This is a genomic window from Microbacterium zouquanmingi, from assembly GCF_052266695.1.
In the GTDB taxonomy this organism is placed as follows: domain Bacteria; phylum Actinomycetota; class Actinomycetes; order Actinomycetales; family Microbacteriaceae; genus Microbacterium.
This window is the reverse complement of sequence record NZ_JBQPQZ010000003.1, coordinates 1-14575: the sequence shown is the minus strand read 5'-3', so window position 1 is coordinate 14575 and position 14575 is coordinate 1. Positions and strand designations below refer to the sequence as shown.

The 14575-nt window shown below is 63.7% G+C and carries 9 protein-coding genes and 1 pseudogene; 1 reads left to right on the top strand and 9 read right to left on the bottom strand.

All coding sequences use genetic code 11. The features are described from left to right. Nucleotides 1-27: 27 nt before the first annotated feature. The 5 genes from ACTU6U_RS07040 to ACTU6U_RS07020 form a co-directional block, all read right to left on the bottom strand. Nucleotides 28-1575 (bottom strand): ABC transporter substrate-binding protein, encoded by a 1548-nt coding sequence (locus ACTU6U_RS07040; RefSeq protein ID WP_438253870.1) that lies wholly within the window; start codon nucleotides 1573-1575, stop codon nucleotides 28-30. 133 nt (nucleotides 1576-1708) lie between these two features. After that, entirely contained in the window at nucleotides 1709-2569 is an 861-nt protein-coding gene (locus ACTU6U_RS07035; protein ID WP_443468441.1) for an HpcH/HpaI aldolase family protein, read from the bottom strand. 128 nt (nucleotides 2570-2697) lie between these two features. Beyond that, complete coding sequence (locus ACTU6U_RS07030; protein WP_439255254.1) at nucleotides 2698-3180, bottom strand: Zn-ribbon domain-containing OB-fold protein; 483 nt, start codon at nucleotides 3178-3180, stop codon at nucleotides 2698-2700. An 11-nt stretch (nucleotides 3181-3191) separates the two neighbouring features. After that, nucleotides 3192-4433, bottom strand: coding sequence for a thiolase C-terminal domain-containing protein (locus tag ACTU6U_RS07025; protein ID WP_438253868.1), 1242 nt, complete (start codon nucleotides 4431-4433; stop codon nucleotides 3192-3194). 42 nt (nucleotides 4434-4475) lie between these two features. Further along, nucleotides 4476-7034 carry a CaiB/BaiF CoA-transferase family protein gene (locus ACTU6U_RS07020; protein ID WP_438253867.1) on the bottom strand — a complete coding sequence of 853 codons (2559 nt, stop codon included), beginning with the start codon at nucleotides 7032-7034 and terminating at the stop codon, nucleotides 4476-4478. Between the two features lie 359 nt (nucleotides 7035-7393). On the opposite strand from ACTU6U_RS07020, the gene ACTU6U_RS07015 reads away from it, so the two are divergent. Beyond that, complete coding sequence (locus tag ACTU6U_RS07015) at nucleotides 7394-8944, top strand: ABC transporter substrate-binding protein (RefSeq protein WP_438253866.1); 1551 nt, start codon at nucleotides 7394-7396, stop codon at nucleotides 8942-8944. A 178-nt stretch (nucleotides 8945-9122) separates the two neighbouring features. Here ACTU6U_RS07015 and ACTU6U_RS07010 read toward each other — a convergent pair whose 3' ends face one another. The 4 genes and pseudogenes from ACTU6U_RS07010 to ACTU6U_RS06995 all read right to left on the bottom strand — a co-directional run. Continuing rightward, nucleotides 9123-11411, bottom strand: a complete 2289-nt coding sequence (locus ACTU6U_RS07010) for an arylsulfatase (protein ID WP_438253865.1) — start codon at nucleotides 11409-11411, stop codon at nucleotides 9123-9125. A gap of 28 nt (nucleotides 11412-11439) precedes the next feature. Beyond that, nucleotides 11440-12408, bottom strand: a complete 969-nt coding sequence (locus tag ACTU6U_RS07005; RefSeq protein ID WP_438253864.1) for an alpha/beta fold hydrolase — start codon at nucleotides 12406-12408, stop codon at nucleotides 11440-11442. A gap of 57 nt (nucleotides 12409-12465) precedes the next feature. Then, nucleotides 12466-14016, bottom strand: a complete 1551-nt coding sequence (locus ACTU6U_RS07000) for a CaiB/BaiF CoA transferase family protein (protein ID WP_443468440.1) — start codon at nucleotides 14014-14016, stop codon at nucleotides 12466-12468. Between the two features lie 112 nt (nucleotides 14017-14128). Beyond that, nucleotides 14129-14413 (bottom strand): annotated as a pseudogene (locus ACTU6U_RS06995) (transposase); the annotation flags it as partial. Nucleotides 14414-14575 lie beyond the last annotated feature (162 nt).

Genomic DNA, 14575 nt, shown 5'->3' with positions numbered 1-14575 from the left:
CAGCACTGTCCCCACCGGCGCATCCTGTTACTTCTTGACGCCGAGCCCGTCGATGATCGGGTACCCGGCCTGCCATTCCTGCATCCCGACGAAGTCCTCGCTGTACGCGACGGTGTAGTTCCGCCACATGACCGGAATGTACGCCGACATGTTCTCACGCGTGAGTTCGGCGATCTCGTCGAAGATGGCGTCGTGCTCGTCGCCATCTGCCGTGAATTGCGCCTGACGGATCAGATCCTCCACGCCGGGCACTTCGATCTTCCCGGGGTTGCGGATCGTCTCCGTGCTGATGTGCCGCCACAGGAACGGCGCCGGGTCGACGTCGGGGACCAGGTTCTGCGTCGCGATCGCGATCGTGGGGTTGGCCCACGTGGCGTCGGCGACACCGCTGCCCGGGGGGAAGGTGAGCTCGACTTTGACGCCGATCTCGGCCCAGCTGGCCTGAATGGCCTCGGCGAGCTGCTTGTTGTTCGCCTGCGCGGCCATCGTGTAGGTGAAGCCGTCGGGGTACCCTGCCTCAGCGAGGAGCTTCTTGGCGCCGTCGATGTCGTACGGAATCTCACCCAGGTTTTCGTTGTAGCCGACGCGTCCGGGAGCGATCAGCTGATCGGCGACGGTCGCGCGGCCGAAGTTCAGCCCCTGCACGATCCCTTCGCGGTCGATCGCCATCGACAGCGCCCTGCGAACGCGCGGATCCTCGAGCTCGGGAGCAAGGTCGTCGTTGAGACCGATGGCGACGAGCTGCGCTCCCAGCACGGTGTACGTGCGGATGCCGGCGGCCTCGACGGCATCGACCTGTGCTGGCTCGATCACGGCCATGTCGATCTCGTTCGAGCGAATGGCGTTCGCCATGGCGACGGGGTCTTCGATCCAGCGGACGGTGACGCCGCCGAGCTTGACGGCATCCGCGTTCCAGTGGTCGGGGTTCGGCACCAAGCCGGCTTCGGACCCTTCGATGTACTTCTCGACGAGGAACTTGCCCGTGCCGACCGGGGAGGCGAAGTCACCGGATTCCACCGTTTCTGCGCTGAGGATCAGTCCCGCGCGGCCTGCGAGCACCTGAGGGAACCCCACGTTCGCACTGGTCAGCGCGATCCGCACGTGGGTCTCGTCGACTGCTTCGACGCTGCTGATTCCCGCAAGGTCGGCCTTCGTGTTCGACCCGTCACCCGCGTAGTAGTCCAGCGTCGCGATGACATCCTCCGACCCGAAGGTCGAGCCGTCGTTGAAGACGACTCCCTCGCGCAGCGTCAGGTCCCACGTCAGACCGCCGTCGTCCGTGGACCATTCCTCCGCAAGGGAGGGAACCAGGTCCAGATCGGCATCGAGACCGATGAGGTTGTCGTACACGAGCTGATAGATCGGCACGATCGTCGCGCCGGGCATCGTCGCGGGGTCCCACGACGTCCCGAAGAAGCGTACGCCGATCGAGATCTCTGCGTTCGGGTCCGTCTCCGCGGTCGCTCCCGATTCCTCGGCGGTGTTCCCGCCTGCGCACCCGGAGAGCACGATCGTGACGGCGAGAAGACCCGCGCCCCACGTCCGCGCCCGGCGCTTCTGAGTATTCCTGAGCATGTCACTCCTTTGTGAGTTGTCCCGCTAAATGTAAAGATTCGACACACGGTCACTAGATTAGATGTTACACATATCTCGGCAGGCGTCAAACCCCGGTCGCTCGAAGGACGTGCGGGACTACCGGGCACGGCCTCTACGATCTGCCGGCCGCCCGCAGCCCGGCACGAAGCACCTCATACGACGGCAACTCACGCGTGAAGATGAAGCGGTAGCCATCCGCCACCTTCTGCTCGATCGACGTCGCGTTGCCTCGGGCAGTGCCGTAGGGAACGCCAAACTCATGGCAGGCCCGGATCACCTCGCCTACCGCGGACTCGACCTCCGGCGTTGACTTACCCCCATAACCCATCGACACCGAAAGGTCGTTCTCTCCGATCAGCACCACGCCAGGGCGCGACGACGCCACGCTGAGGATTCGGCGAATGTTGCTTACGCCTTCCACGTGCTCGCACTGCAGGATCGGCAGAATCTCCCCGTCAGGGTTCTGCGGCCAGACGTCCGCCTTCTCGTAGTACTCGTCCGGCGTGAGACCCCAATAGCGCACCGCATGGATCGGTGCATGCCCCCTCAACCCGGAAGGTTCGGTGGAAGTCCGAGACTGTGGACGGGGGTATCTGCACGACGCAATGGCATGCTCGGCCTCTTCGACTGTGTTGACCATCGGGAAGATTACGCCGAACACCCCGAGGTCGAGCACCTGCTTCACTATCCATTCATTGCGTTCGCGTCCGTTCACCGGCACGCGGACGAACGGAACGATCGAGGGCGCCACCGTCTCTGCCCGATGGATCTGGCGCCTGTTCAAGAGGAACTGCAGCGAAATACGCAGCGCATCGACATCGTATGGGTTGTGCTCGAGGTCAAACGTCACCATGTCGTAGGGAGAATCGGCGAGTGCATTCGCCTCCTGGTAACTGCCCGCTGAAGCCACGAGCGGCCCGAAAGCTGGGAGTCCGTCCTCAAGAAGGCCGACAACCTTATTGAGCCGCGTCATGACATCTTCCCCCGGCCGTCTGTGCACTGGGCGCCCACGCAACTCCACTGGTGGCGTCGACCGCCCGCCAACGACGGCGCCCCGGCTGCGCGGATTTCCCCGCAGCCGGGGCGCCGCTCGAACGACTGCTACCCGAGTTCTTCGTCATCGATCAGCCTGAATTGCGGGAGCGCCCGTGTCTCGTCGATGTCGGCAAAACAGACCTCGACCCTGCGACCGATCCGTATCTCGCCCTCTCGACGTTCCGGCTGCATGACGTCCTCCGCGACGAGATTGGTAATGAGCCGCACTGAGACCGCTTCGCCCTCGCGTCCGTCGCGCCATGGCACATTCCGCTGCTCGTCGAGCTCGACCAGGACAATCGGATAGGGCACCCAGTCGCGGAACTGCGGCTGGATCGCATGCATGACCATCTGCCAGCTGTAAATCTGGCCGCGTCCACTCACCTCGCGCCAGCTCCAGTTCGGCGACGCGCAGAAAGGACAGCCGGAACCGATGGCACCCCGCAGCAAACTGCAGTCATCGCAGCTCTGGACGACCAGTCGCCCTGCCTTCGCATGCTCGAAGTACCCCTGGCGTTCGGAGTCGTTGCTCTCGACGATCAGATCCATTCCGAGATACATCACTTACCCCCCAGAATCAGCGCGCTCGTGGTCGAGACGACGCCCGATTCCCCCATCGACATCGCGAGCTCGGCATCTTTGACCTGACGACAACCAGCCGAGTAATCATAGGTGTGTTTCCTCCGGCCCGCCGCGTCCACCTCACAGTAATCATCAGCTTCGTGGCGCAGCTGCCGAACATTCTCGATGACGAGGCTCATTCCGTTCGTGTAGCCCTCGCAGAGCAGCCCTCCGCTTGTGTTATTAGGCCGGATACCGCCAAGCTCAATCGCACCGCTCGTGACGTAGTCGCCTCCTTCTCCCCTCTCGCAGAAGCCGTATCCTTCCAGCAGGAAGAGCGTAGTGAAGGTGAAAGCGTCATACGCGCCGGTGATCTGAATGTCCTCGGGGCCTACACCTGCGTTCCGGAACACCGTGCGAGCGGCGTACTCACCCGCCTGCCGCGTGATGGGGTCGCACTGATAGTGGTAGAACGCGGACGGGAAGGGCTTGGTGACGCGGCCCGCGACGGACTTCACGTACACCGGACGTTGCCGTAGATTTCGTGCGCGCTCCGCTGAGGTAACGATGATGCATGTTGCGTTGTCGGTCTCCAGACAGCAATCCAGCAGGTGAGTCGCCGGCTTAGAGATCCAACGCGAGGACAGGACATCGTCGACGGTCACGGGGTCCTTGAAGTATGCCTTCGGATTGTTGGCGGCATGCTTGCTGTGCACCACACGGATGTGCGCGAGTTGTTCGTTCGTCGTGCCGTACTCGTGCATATGCCGGGCGATGGCGAACTGGAACTTCTGCGCTGCCGACTTGTACCCGTACGGGAGTGTGTCCAGGTCCTGACCCGTGATCTTCGTCGCAACGCCCGTCTTGTCCGTCGGTGTACCGCCGATGCGAACGCCGCTGTAGCCGTTCATCGCTCGGAAGATGACGATCGTGTGGGCCATGCCCGCTTCAATAGCTCCCATGGCGAGCCCGACGAGGGCCTCCGTACTCGACCCGCCGCCCTGGCAGTCCATGTAGAAGTTGAGCTGAATGCCCAGGTCGAGCGCCATCGCCGTCGAGGCGGTGGAGTCCCGATCGCTATAGCTCATCATTCCATCGACGTCTTCAGGTCGAAGCCCGGCGTCAGCCAACGCGTTTCGAATCGCCTCCGTCCCGAGCGCTCGGGTGGTTCGGCCGGAGTTCTTCGTGTACTCAGTTTCGCCGACGCCGACGATGCAGTACTTATCTCGCAGATTGCCCATCTTCTTCCTCTCTTCAGAATTCAATTACCGGACCCTCTTGATTCAGAGGGCTCCGTCCGTAGCCAAGTCCGCGATCTCTTCCTCCGTAAGACCCAAGACGTCGCGAAGCACGTAGTTGTTGTCCTGGCCGTAGCTGGGTCCGCTCCTGCGCAGCATCCCTCCGATGCGCGCGGGTGTTCGCGACAGCCGGAATGCCACGTCTCGAACCGGCCATCTGCCCATGTCGATCTGGTCAAGCTCAGCCATCCACCGATCGCTCCACAGTTGCGGATCGCTGTCGCAGCGATCGGCTGCTGTCTGGCAGATCCCTGCAGGCACCGCCTCCGCCTGCAACCGCATCATGAGTTCGTTGCCGTCCCAGCCTCGAGTGGCCTCCGCGATGAATGAATCGAGACGATCGACATCGCGGAGCCGACCATCCATGGACGCGAACGCCGGATCATCCGCCCAGGCGGGCGATCCGAGCACCTCTACCAGGCTCCGCCATTGTGTGTCGGTCATACAGGTGATTGCGATCCATCGGTCGTCCCCCGCAACCGGGTAGACATTGTGCGGGGCCGACTTCAGGTACGAAGGCCGATTCCCCTGTCGCGCCGACGGACGTCCATTCACCTGGTAGTCGACGATCGGAAGTCCGGCGAGCACCAGCCCGATCTCCACCTGTGAGAGATCCAGGTGAACACCTTGCCCCGACGCGTCGCGTTGATAAAGTCCGGCAAGGACCGCCGACGCCATGTTGTAAGCCCCGTACCAGTCGAGATATGAGTATCCGATCCCGGCGGGAGGATAGGGATCGGGCAGACCGCTCATCTCCGTCAGCCCGGAGAAGGCCTGTGCACTCGGCCCGTAGGTGCGCACGTCGCCGTAGCTCCCGTGAGCGCCCATTCCGGATTGTGCGACGTAGACGAGTCGAGGATTCAGTTCACGCAATCGCTCCGACGAGAAGCCCAGCCGCGCCAGGGTACCCGGAGAGAAGCCTTCGATGAGCACGTCCGCTTCCTCCACGAGACGCGTGAGGATCTCCAGCCCCCGATCGCTCTTCAGATTCAAGCTGAAGCTGCGCTTGCCGGCGTTCGCTTCGAGGAAGGCCCCGCTCTGGTTGATGCTCGTGCGCTCAGGCGTGAGACGTGATGTCGCACGGTCCCGTTCCTCTCTGCCGCCCGGTGGGACGAGGCCGACGCTGTTCCGATACCCGTCGAGGCGAGAATCGTGCTCGACCTTGATCACCTCGGCGCCGAGCGCGGCGAGGAATCGCCCCGCGCCCCCGCTCGCGAGCACCCAGGAGAGATCGACTACTCGAACACCGGCGAGCGGCCAATCCTGCAGCTCCGCATCGCTTCCGTCCGCGTGAGCAGGGGCATCCGACGGCAGAGGCGACCCATACTTTTCAGAGGACGATGCTCGCTCCTCGGCGGGGTGCCAGCTCTCCCGTGAATGTGCGCCCAGTCGAGGAGCACCCGCACCGATCGCCCACTTCGAGTCCTCCGAGAACCACCGGCCGAGCGGGTACCTGACCTCGGTCCCGAGATCCTGCTCGAGCACGGTTGCGAACGTGTCGCGTTCCTGCCAATGGGGATCGTGAAGATTCTCCTCAGGCGACCGCACCGGCGCCCACGACATGCCGAGCTCCTGAGCATCCCGCCAGAGGTCCCGTGCGAACGGGAATCGCTGAACCAATGCGTCCACCGCGGCGGATACCCGCGCACTCAGCGCCAGGGTTCCCTTCTTCGCCTCCTCCTGGCACTCGGGCGCATCGAGGCCGTTCTGCATCCCGAAGCGTGAGAGCAAGGCGACGTTCCCACGGTACGCAGGCAGGAAGTGCTGAAGGTACGTGCGGTACGTCGCGAGCCAACGACCATCCTTGGTCATCGCTATGGAACGCTCTGTGGACTGCGGCGACGAGTGCCGGGCAGTCTGCCGCTTGCGCTCCTCGCGGTTGTAGATCCAGCTCGGCAGGTCGAGCTCGGTGCTCTGGCTGACTGCGTGGTGGACGGAGACGGCAACGCGCTGCCCCACCCCCGTCCGCCGCTTGTAGCGGAGGGCGCCGAGAACGCCGATGAGCGCCTGGTCGCCGGCGATGTGATATGCCTGCCCACCCTGGGGGGCTACCGGAGGCGTGTCGTATGCCCCCGTCGGGTCGGGGTCGTATCCGCAGTTCATGACGACTCCGCCGAGCGCGAGGTGGACGAGGTCACTTCCCACGAAGGTGCTCCAGGGACCCTCATCTCCGAACGGAGAAACTCTCACGTGGATGAGGTGGGGCCATCGACCTTCCAGCTCCTGCGGACGGAACACAGGACCGCTCGCCCGCGAATCGATCAGCACATCTGCCGTCTCGAGGAGACTCTCTACGTGCGCACGATCCGCAGATGTATCCAGGCTCGCCACCACACTTCGTTTGCCGAGGTTGTAGTACCGGAAGTGCAGGCTCTGCTCCGGGTCGGTCGGATCACCGGCGAACGGTCCGAGTCGACGCGTCACCTCCCCGCCTGGAGGCTCGATCTTGATGACATCCGCGCCGAGCGAGGCGAGCGTCCGTCCCAGGTACTCGCCGTGCTGGTCGGCGATCTCGAGAACACGAATGCCACTGAGGGGCGCCATCAACCGCCCGACGCCCGCTTGACCTTCCCCAGACCGGCTTCGCGATCGCGGTACACCTGCGTCTGCGTTGGCAATACTCCCCATGTCACTCCCTCGTGATCGACGACCGCCCGCGGCGAGAATCTCCTTATTGCATAATGCAAATTTACTTGTCGTGTGCTCAACGGTTACATAATTTGGCTTCCGTGTCAATCGTGATCGTTACACCGCGGCCCAGCTCTCGATACTGATTCGGCGGCGTTTTTCATCACTTCACAATGGCACCCTTGACCACGAGAGGGACATTGTGTAATGCTCTGACCACGCCGACGGATAATTTGTTACATACCATCTCCGTCTCGCCTTCACAAAGGAGTGACATGCCAAAGACGATCGCCAGACATACTGGTGCGTTCCTCGTGACCCTCGCGCTCATGGCCGCGCCACTGACTGCATGCGCCGCACCGCAGAATGAGGGGAGTCCCGGTTCCGACGCGGCTGCCTCGATGGATCCAGACGGGCACATCACCGTCGGCGTCCGGAACTTGAAGAACTCGTGGGATCCGTCCAAGATGCCCGGATCCACAATCGTGCCGATCTACCAGCTCGTGTACGACCCCCTGATCCTGTTGGGAGACGACAGAGAACTGTTGCCGGGCCTGGCCACGGCGTGGGAGACTCCCGACGGGGGGACAAGCTGGGATATCACGCTACGCGAAGACGTGGTGTTCAGCGACGGAACGGACTTCGACTCTGCGGACGCCGTCGCAACCCTCTCGCACTACATGGCTCCGTCGTCGAACATCCGCGCTGATCTGGCTGAGGTCGTCGACATCACAGCGATCGACGATCATGCGGTGCGCGTGGAGCTGAGCTCCCCCAACGCGACCCTGCCGCTGACATTGGCGGGGGGCGTAGGGCTAATGCTCAGCTCGGAGGTCGTCGCCAGCGGAGACTTCGAGATGCCCGTCGGCACGGGAATGTTCCTGGTGGAGGAGGACGTTCCGGACGTGCAGATCGGGCTCGTCAAGAGTGCGACGCATTGGAATCCCGACGCGGCCCAGGTCGCCGGCGTAACGCTTCGCGCTCTGCGGGATCCCGTCGCGATGTCGAACGCAATCCGCTCCGGCGAGATCGACATCGCGGTCATCGAGCCGACGCAAGCCGACGCGATCGAGTCACAGGGCATCGCGACGTACGACATCGTCGGCGCGGAACTGGTGGCAATGTTCCTGAACCCGGATCTCGCACCTGAACTGGAAGATCCCCGCGTTCGGATGGCCCTGTCGAAAGCCATCGACCGTGCCGGCCTGGTGGACGGAGTGATGTTCGGCCGAGGAGATGTCGCGAATCAGTTCATCGCCCCGGGGCAACCGGGGCACAACTCCGACGTTCCTCAGCCCTCCGCCGACCTCGACGAGGCGAAGCAGCTCCTCTCTGACGCCGGCTACGCCGATGGATTCTCGTTCTCCATGGCGGTCCCTCCCAACAACAAGCAGCTCGCAGAAGCTGTGCAGGCGAGCTGGGCCGAGATCGGCGTCGACGTCGAGCTGGTGTTCCCGGCGACCGGCGGAGTCGCCGAGTCCATCTGGTCCAAGCCGACGATCCCCTCTGCACCGCAGAACCTCGTACCGGGAGTCGACCCTTCCGCATTCCTCTGGCGCCACCTCAGCACCGACACGATCCGCAATCCCGGAGGCGTCGAGGTGCCTGGTCTGAGCGACCTCATGCAAGAGGCGCAGCAGACGATCGATGACGCCGCTCGGGAGGAGCTCTATGCCGAGATCGCCGTGGCGACATCCGAGACCGTGCCCGCGTACATCCCCATTCTGTGGCGAAGCTACACCATCGCGTACCGCGACAATGTCCTCGGCATCACCGAATCCCAGGCCGGATACCCGATGCTCGACGGGGTCGGCGTGAAGAAGTGACCTGACACCTGTGCACGGCACAGCGTTCCCCGCGGATCCTCCGAGAGCGATCTGCGGGGAACGCTTCGTCGCGCGATCGACTTCCCCAGCAACGCGCTGACCCACTGGAACAGCTCCGCGTAAGCAGGGCCACCGCAAGCTCCGCTGATCGCGCCGCGGCCGGCCGGCCGGAAGCTGACTAATCGAAGGCGGCGCTGAAACGCGGCGCCAGCGAGTATCCGGCCTCCGACTGCAGTGGACCGGGCTCGTAGTCGACATGGAGAACCATTCCGGAATATCGATCGACACCGATGCCCCTCGGCCGCTCGAAGTCGACCGGTCCGCCTGCATCGCGACCAACGCTGATGCCTGCGAACGGCGCCATGCCGAGCAGCTGCCGCACCGTTCCAACCTCCTGGAGCTCGCCAGCCCCCTGTGCCATCCAGACCCCCCACCGACGCCCGGGGCGGTGCTCGAATCGCACGGACACCGATCGTCGGCCCGCGAAGGCACTCGGGGATTCCTGCCAGAAGCTGCGGAGCGCTCCGTACTCGTTGTAGATGAGGCGCACACCGCCGGACTCGACCCTGATCGCGTAGCCGCCGCCCTGGTCGCCATGGCTCACCAGCACACCCTCGTCGCCGTCCGAGTGCACGAACACGCAGCGGATCGTGACGGTACGGGACTGCACGAGTCGGGCCGAGCGAAAACGCTCCAGCTGAGGCAGGTCGGGATGCAGGCGAACCGGGGCGGAGAGGTGCGCTTCACTCTCCGGACGCCGCCGCCTCTGGGATCCGTCGTCGAAGATCGGGAACACCCCGTTCTGCCACGCCAACTGCACGAAACGGTCGGCCATTTCCGCCACGAGGTCCGGGAACTCTGAGGCGAGGTCATGAATCTCGGTCGGGTCCGCCCCCAAGTCGTACAGCGCCCAGTCCGCCTCCTTCCAGGCCGGGCCACCGCGCACCGAGCTGACGAGCTTCCAGGGATGGCGGGTGAGGGAGCGTCGCCCGATCAGCTCCTGGTACTGCTCGCGGAGCCGCGCGGCAGCGGGGTCTGCGATGACGTCGCTCAGCGATTCGCCGTCGATGGCAACAGGCTCCCGGCCCTCGGTCCTCGTGACGCGGTCGCAGCCCGCGAGATCCAGAAGTGTGGGACCGATGTCGGTGGCGAAGGCGAACTGCTCTCGGATGCCCCCGTCGCCCTCGGCGCGCGGCAGGCCGGCGGGCCAGGAGATGATCAGCGGCGCCCGCACACCCCCCATCAGCAGATGCGACTTGTAGAGGCGGAAGGGCGTGTTGGACACTTGCGCCCAGCCGCGGGGATAGTGCGACATCGTGCGCGATGTGCCGATCTCCGCGAGCGGAGCCTCGACATCGACAGGCCAGTCCTCGACGTCGGCCGCGACGCCGAACTGGCTGTAGTAGCTGCGTGTGCCATGCGCACCGCCCTCGCCGCTCGCGCCGTTGTCCGAAGTGAAGACAATGATCGTGTTCTCGAGCTCGCCGTGCTCACGCAGGACATCCATGATGCGTCGAGTGCTTTGATCGATGGCATCGACGCCCGCTGCGTACACTTCCATGTACCGCTCGAAGCGCGCTCGCGACGCGTCATCCAGTTCCGTCCAGTCAGCGACGTCGCCTCCTGGCTCGGCGTTAGACGGTGGAAGGCTAGCGCCTTCCGGGATGACTCCCAGCTCCTTCTGGCGGGTGAATCGCTGCTCGCGAAGGCGATCCCACCCTTCCGCGTACCTGCCTCGATACTTGTCCACGGTGCGCACGGGGGCCTGAAGAGGCGCGTGCATTCCCGGATGTGCGAAGTACATGAAAAACGGCCGGCGCTCCCCGGTGCTGTTCGTCTCGCGAATCCAGCGCACCGCCTGATCTGTCAGCTCATCCGTCAGGAAGTAGTCCTCGGCGTACTCCTCGGTGCCCGCGAGCCCGTTGTCCCGGATCAACCGGTGCGGCGAATGCTGGTTGGTGAAGCCGTCGAGGATCCCCAGGAATCTGTCGAATCCCTTCTGCAACGGCCACGATGCTCGTTCTCCCAGGTCATGCTGCTGCGCTTCCGGGGTCAGATGCCATTTGCCGAGCATGAACGTCGCGTAGCCCGCCCCGCCGAACGACTCCGCGAGAGTGGGCACACCAGGCGGAAGGACGAACCGGCTGTGATCATAACCCGGATCGGAGTGGGGGACGGTGGCGAACCCGGCGCGATGCGGATTCAGTCCGGTCAGCAGCGCTGCACGCGCGGGAGCGCAAAGCGGCGGGGTCTGATAGTTCGGCATGCGGTAGCCCGAGGCCGCCAGCTCGTCGAGGGCGGGGGTCTCGATCTCCGAGCCGAAGGGGGCGATGTCGCTGAATCCGAGATCATCGGCGAGGATCACGATCACATTCGGCGCACCCGCAGGCGGCCGGGACGGGTCAGGCCAGGCGGGCTGAACATCCTTCGCAAACTGATAGGGGCGCGGCAGCATCGACTCCGACATTACTCATCCATCCTTCTCGCTGGCAGCGTTACCCCGTCGGGCGCCACTTGGACTTCGACACTGACACCCGGAGAGATCGCTCTTGATCGCCTGTTCGTTCCCCCAGTGTTACATCTAACCCGTTCGAAGGTGACTCGCCATCCTCGAGGAGCCCTCGGATCCTCTCCGCGACGAAATCGGGGCGGTCACTGTGCAGGTTGTGGCCCGCGCCCGCGACCGTCGTCACCTGTGCTCTAGGAACCCGGCGCGCGAACTCATCAGCCTCGTCTTCGGTCACACCGCCCCTCTCGGCCCGGAGAAGCACAGTGCGCGCAGCAGCGCTTGCGAACGCTCGCCACACGCTCTCGCGCTCCCGCGCTCGGAGGGGTGCCGCGTCGACGAACGCCGGATCCCACAGCCACTCGCGGCGACCACCGGACACTGGTCTCGTGTTGCGAATGATCGAACGCTCGAGCGACTCACGTGATCGTTGGGGCATGCGCACAAGCATCGCTTCGACGAGCTCATCGAGCGTACCCGAATGCATCCGTGTCGGATCGCTCATGCCCAGACGATGCGGGGTGGCATCGAGTACGACCAAGTCGCTGACGCCCCCCAGGCTGGAAGCAGCGCATGCCGCGACGAAGCTTCCGAGTGAGTGTCCGACAAAGACGACATCGTTGATCGCGATGGAATCGAGCGCCTCTGCCAGCATGTCAGCCATGGATGCGATTCGATATGACTCGACGGGCAGATGATCCGAGACCCCATGACCAGGCAGGTCGATCGCGAGCGCCGGAAGGTTCAGCTCGAGCAGCATTCGTGACCACGCCCCCGCGTGCAGCCCTGCTCCGTGCAAAAGGATGATCTGCGGCGGCGCTACGCCCCACTGCAAGGCGCTGAGCGAGCCTGAGCTGGTTGGAAGACTGCGTCGCTCGGGTCGCGGTTCGTCAACGCCGAGACGCCGAGCGAGCGCCCCAGTGCCTACCCGATCGGGCTCGCTGCACTCACTCTTCATCACTACACCTGACGATCTTTATGCATTAGGAAAGTTTCCGATCGAACTATGAATGATTCATATTACAGCCGCCTCCGGTTTGTCTCGGATGCTCTCCGATGACTCGACCGTCCCCGTCGAGATCAGCTCCGCGATTTCTTCGCCGGTCCGCCCTAACCATTCATCCAGAACAGCTGCGGTGTCCCGTCCAAGTTCAGGTGCACACGTGAGTTCTGGCGCACGATCGTCTATGAGCCACGGTGCACCCACGACGATCTGCTCGCCAAGTGACGGATGGGTGACGCTACGCAGGAGACCTCTGCTCTGCAGATGCTCGTCATCCAGGAGATCTGGGCCATTCATCACCTTGCTGTTCGCGACGCCGGCAACACTCAGCTCCGCGGCTACTTCGTCTGCGGCGCGAGACGCCACCCAGCTCTGGATTTGATGCTCGGCCACAACTCGCTGATCACCATCGGAGAACCATGCGCTGGCCTGCTCGAGCCCTACGACTGCGAACAATCTCGCTCTCTCTTCTACGGTCCCGGTGGCGATGGCGACCCGCTCATCGTCCCCCGCGCAGCGATAGACGCCATACGGCCATTGCGAGTAGAGCCCGTTGCCCGAACGCAATGGCACCTGACCGGTCAGCTGATACTCCAACACTGAATCGCCCACGAGGCCGGTGATCGCTTGCTGGGCTGACACATCGACCGCTCCGCCCCGTCCCGTCCTCGCCACGCCTAAGAGCGCTGCGATAGTTCCGACAATGGCCACGGTGCCGACACGAAGATCGATGGAGTCTCTAACCTCAGTCGGGGGACCATCGGGGTATCCCGTCAAGTGCCCCAATCCGCCCATGGAGTTGAAGTTCGACGCGTAACCGACGTACCCGGGGTCCGTTCCACCGCGACCTCCGTTAGAGATGCAGGTCACGACGAGATCGGGGCGCTCGCTCTTGAGGTCCTCGTAGCTAAGCCCGAGGCCTTCCAGCGCCCCCGCCCGATAGTTCGACACGATGACATCCGATGTCAGCGCCAGACGCCTCAGAAGCGCCCGCCCGTCCGGTGCTTTGAAGTCGATGCCGATACTCGCCTTTCCCAGATTGACTGAGTTGAAGCGAGCCGAACTGTCGAGCCCCTTCGCTGTCGTGCCGACCATCTGACGGAACAGGTCCGGGCGCTTGGATGATTCAACTTTGACGACAGTCGCGCCCAGCATTGTCAGCAACTGCGTGGAGTACGGGCCCGCGGCCACCCAAGTAAGGTCGAGAACTCGTACGCCCGTGAGGGGTAGGTGTGACAAGCTCGATTCTTGCTCTGCGTGCTCATGCGGATCCTGAGTCGCCACGTGCTTAGGAGACTCGTCCGGCCACGCATCGACATCTTCATTGTCGACACCTGGCGAAGCTGGCCACGCGGTCAGCGGACCAAGCTGCTCACCCCCGAATGTGTATCCGGGACGTGGGACCATCAGTACTTGCTGCGCATGATCCAGGATCGTCAAATCTCCACGGGTACGTGCGTGCACTGACGCAACCAGGGCAGGCGCATCTGCGTAATATCCGACGGGAACACCGAGCGGAGCGAGCGCCTCGTAAAGATCCTCCGCATCGCGCGTGCGACACACTTCGCGGATGATGATGTCGAGCTCGCGCGCATTGCTTTCTCGCCCTGCGCGGGGGTGACGTCCCGCTAGGTGGTGGAGTTTCCTCAACACCGTGCAGGTCAGTTGTTCTAGTTTAGGCGGCGGCGAGTTCTGGGAGGATCACCTCCTCATTGACAGCCTCAATGGGGTCGTTCATCGTGGCGAGTTCGAGCATCGAGGCTTCGGAGAAGTAGCGGCGTTCGCCGGCTTCCCACTCGTCGTGTTGCTCGATCAGTACGGCCCCAGCCAGGCGCAGCAGGGCGGCCGAGTTGGGGAACACCCCGACAACATCGGTGCGACGCTTGATCTCCTTGTTCACGCGTTCCAGCGGGTTCGTGGACCAGATCTGACGCCAGTGACGCCGCGGGAATGCGGCGAAGCGACATCACGCCACGCTCAAGCGCATTACCGCAGAGACCGACCCCCGCTCCACACCTCCACCCGCCTAACAGCAACTCAACCACGCACAGGAAAAACATGACCACTCTTAGCCGCACGGGACTGCTGACGGTTTAGTTGACTCCAACGCTGTGAGGATTTC

Bases quoted from the DNA above. Each gene is read 5' to 3' on its own strand.
- ACTU6U_RS07040 (WP_438253870.1), bottom strand. From the start codon at position 1,575: ATGCTCAGGAATACTCAGAAGCGCCGGGCGCGGACGTGGGGCGCGGGT.
- ACTU6U_RS07035 (WP_443468441.1), bottom strand. From the start codon at position 2,569: ATGACGCGGCTCAATAAGGTTGTCGGCCTTCTTGAGGACGGACTCCCA.
- ACTU6U_RS07030 (WP_439255254.1), bottom strand. From the start codon at position 3,180: ATGGATCTGATCGTCGAGAGCAACGACTCCGAACGCCAGGGGTACTTC.
- ACTU6U_RS07025 (WP_438253868.1), bottom strand. From the start codon at position 4,433: ATGGGCAATCTGCGAGATAAGTACTGCATCGTCGGCGTCGGCGAAACT.
- ACTU6U_RS07020 (WP_438253867.1), bottom strand. From the start codon at position 7,034: ATGGCGCCCCTCAGTGGCATTCGTGTTCTCGAGATCGCCGACCAGCAC.
- ACTU6U_RS07015 (WP_438253866.1), top strand. From the start codon at position 7,394: ATGCCAAAGACGATCGCCAGACATACTGGTGCGTTCCTCGTGACCCTC.
- ACTU6U_RS07010 (WP_438253865.1), bottom strand. From the start codon at position 11,411: ATGTCGGAGTCGATGCTGCCGCGCCCCTATCAGTTTGCGAAGGATGTT.
- ACTU6U_RS07005 (WP_438253864.1), bottom strand. From the start codon at position 12,408: ATGAAGAGTGAGTGCAGCGAGCCCGATCGGGTAGGCACTGGGGCGCTC.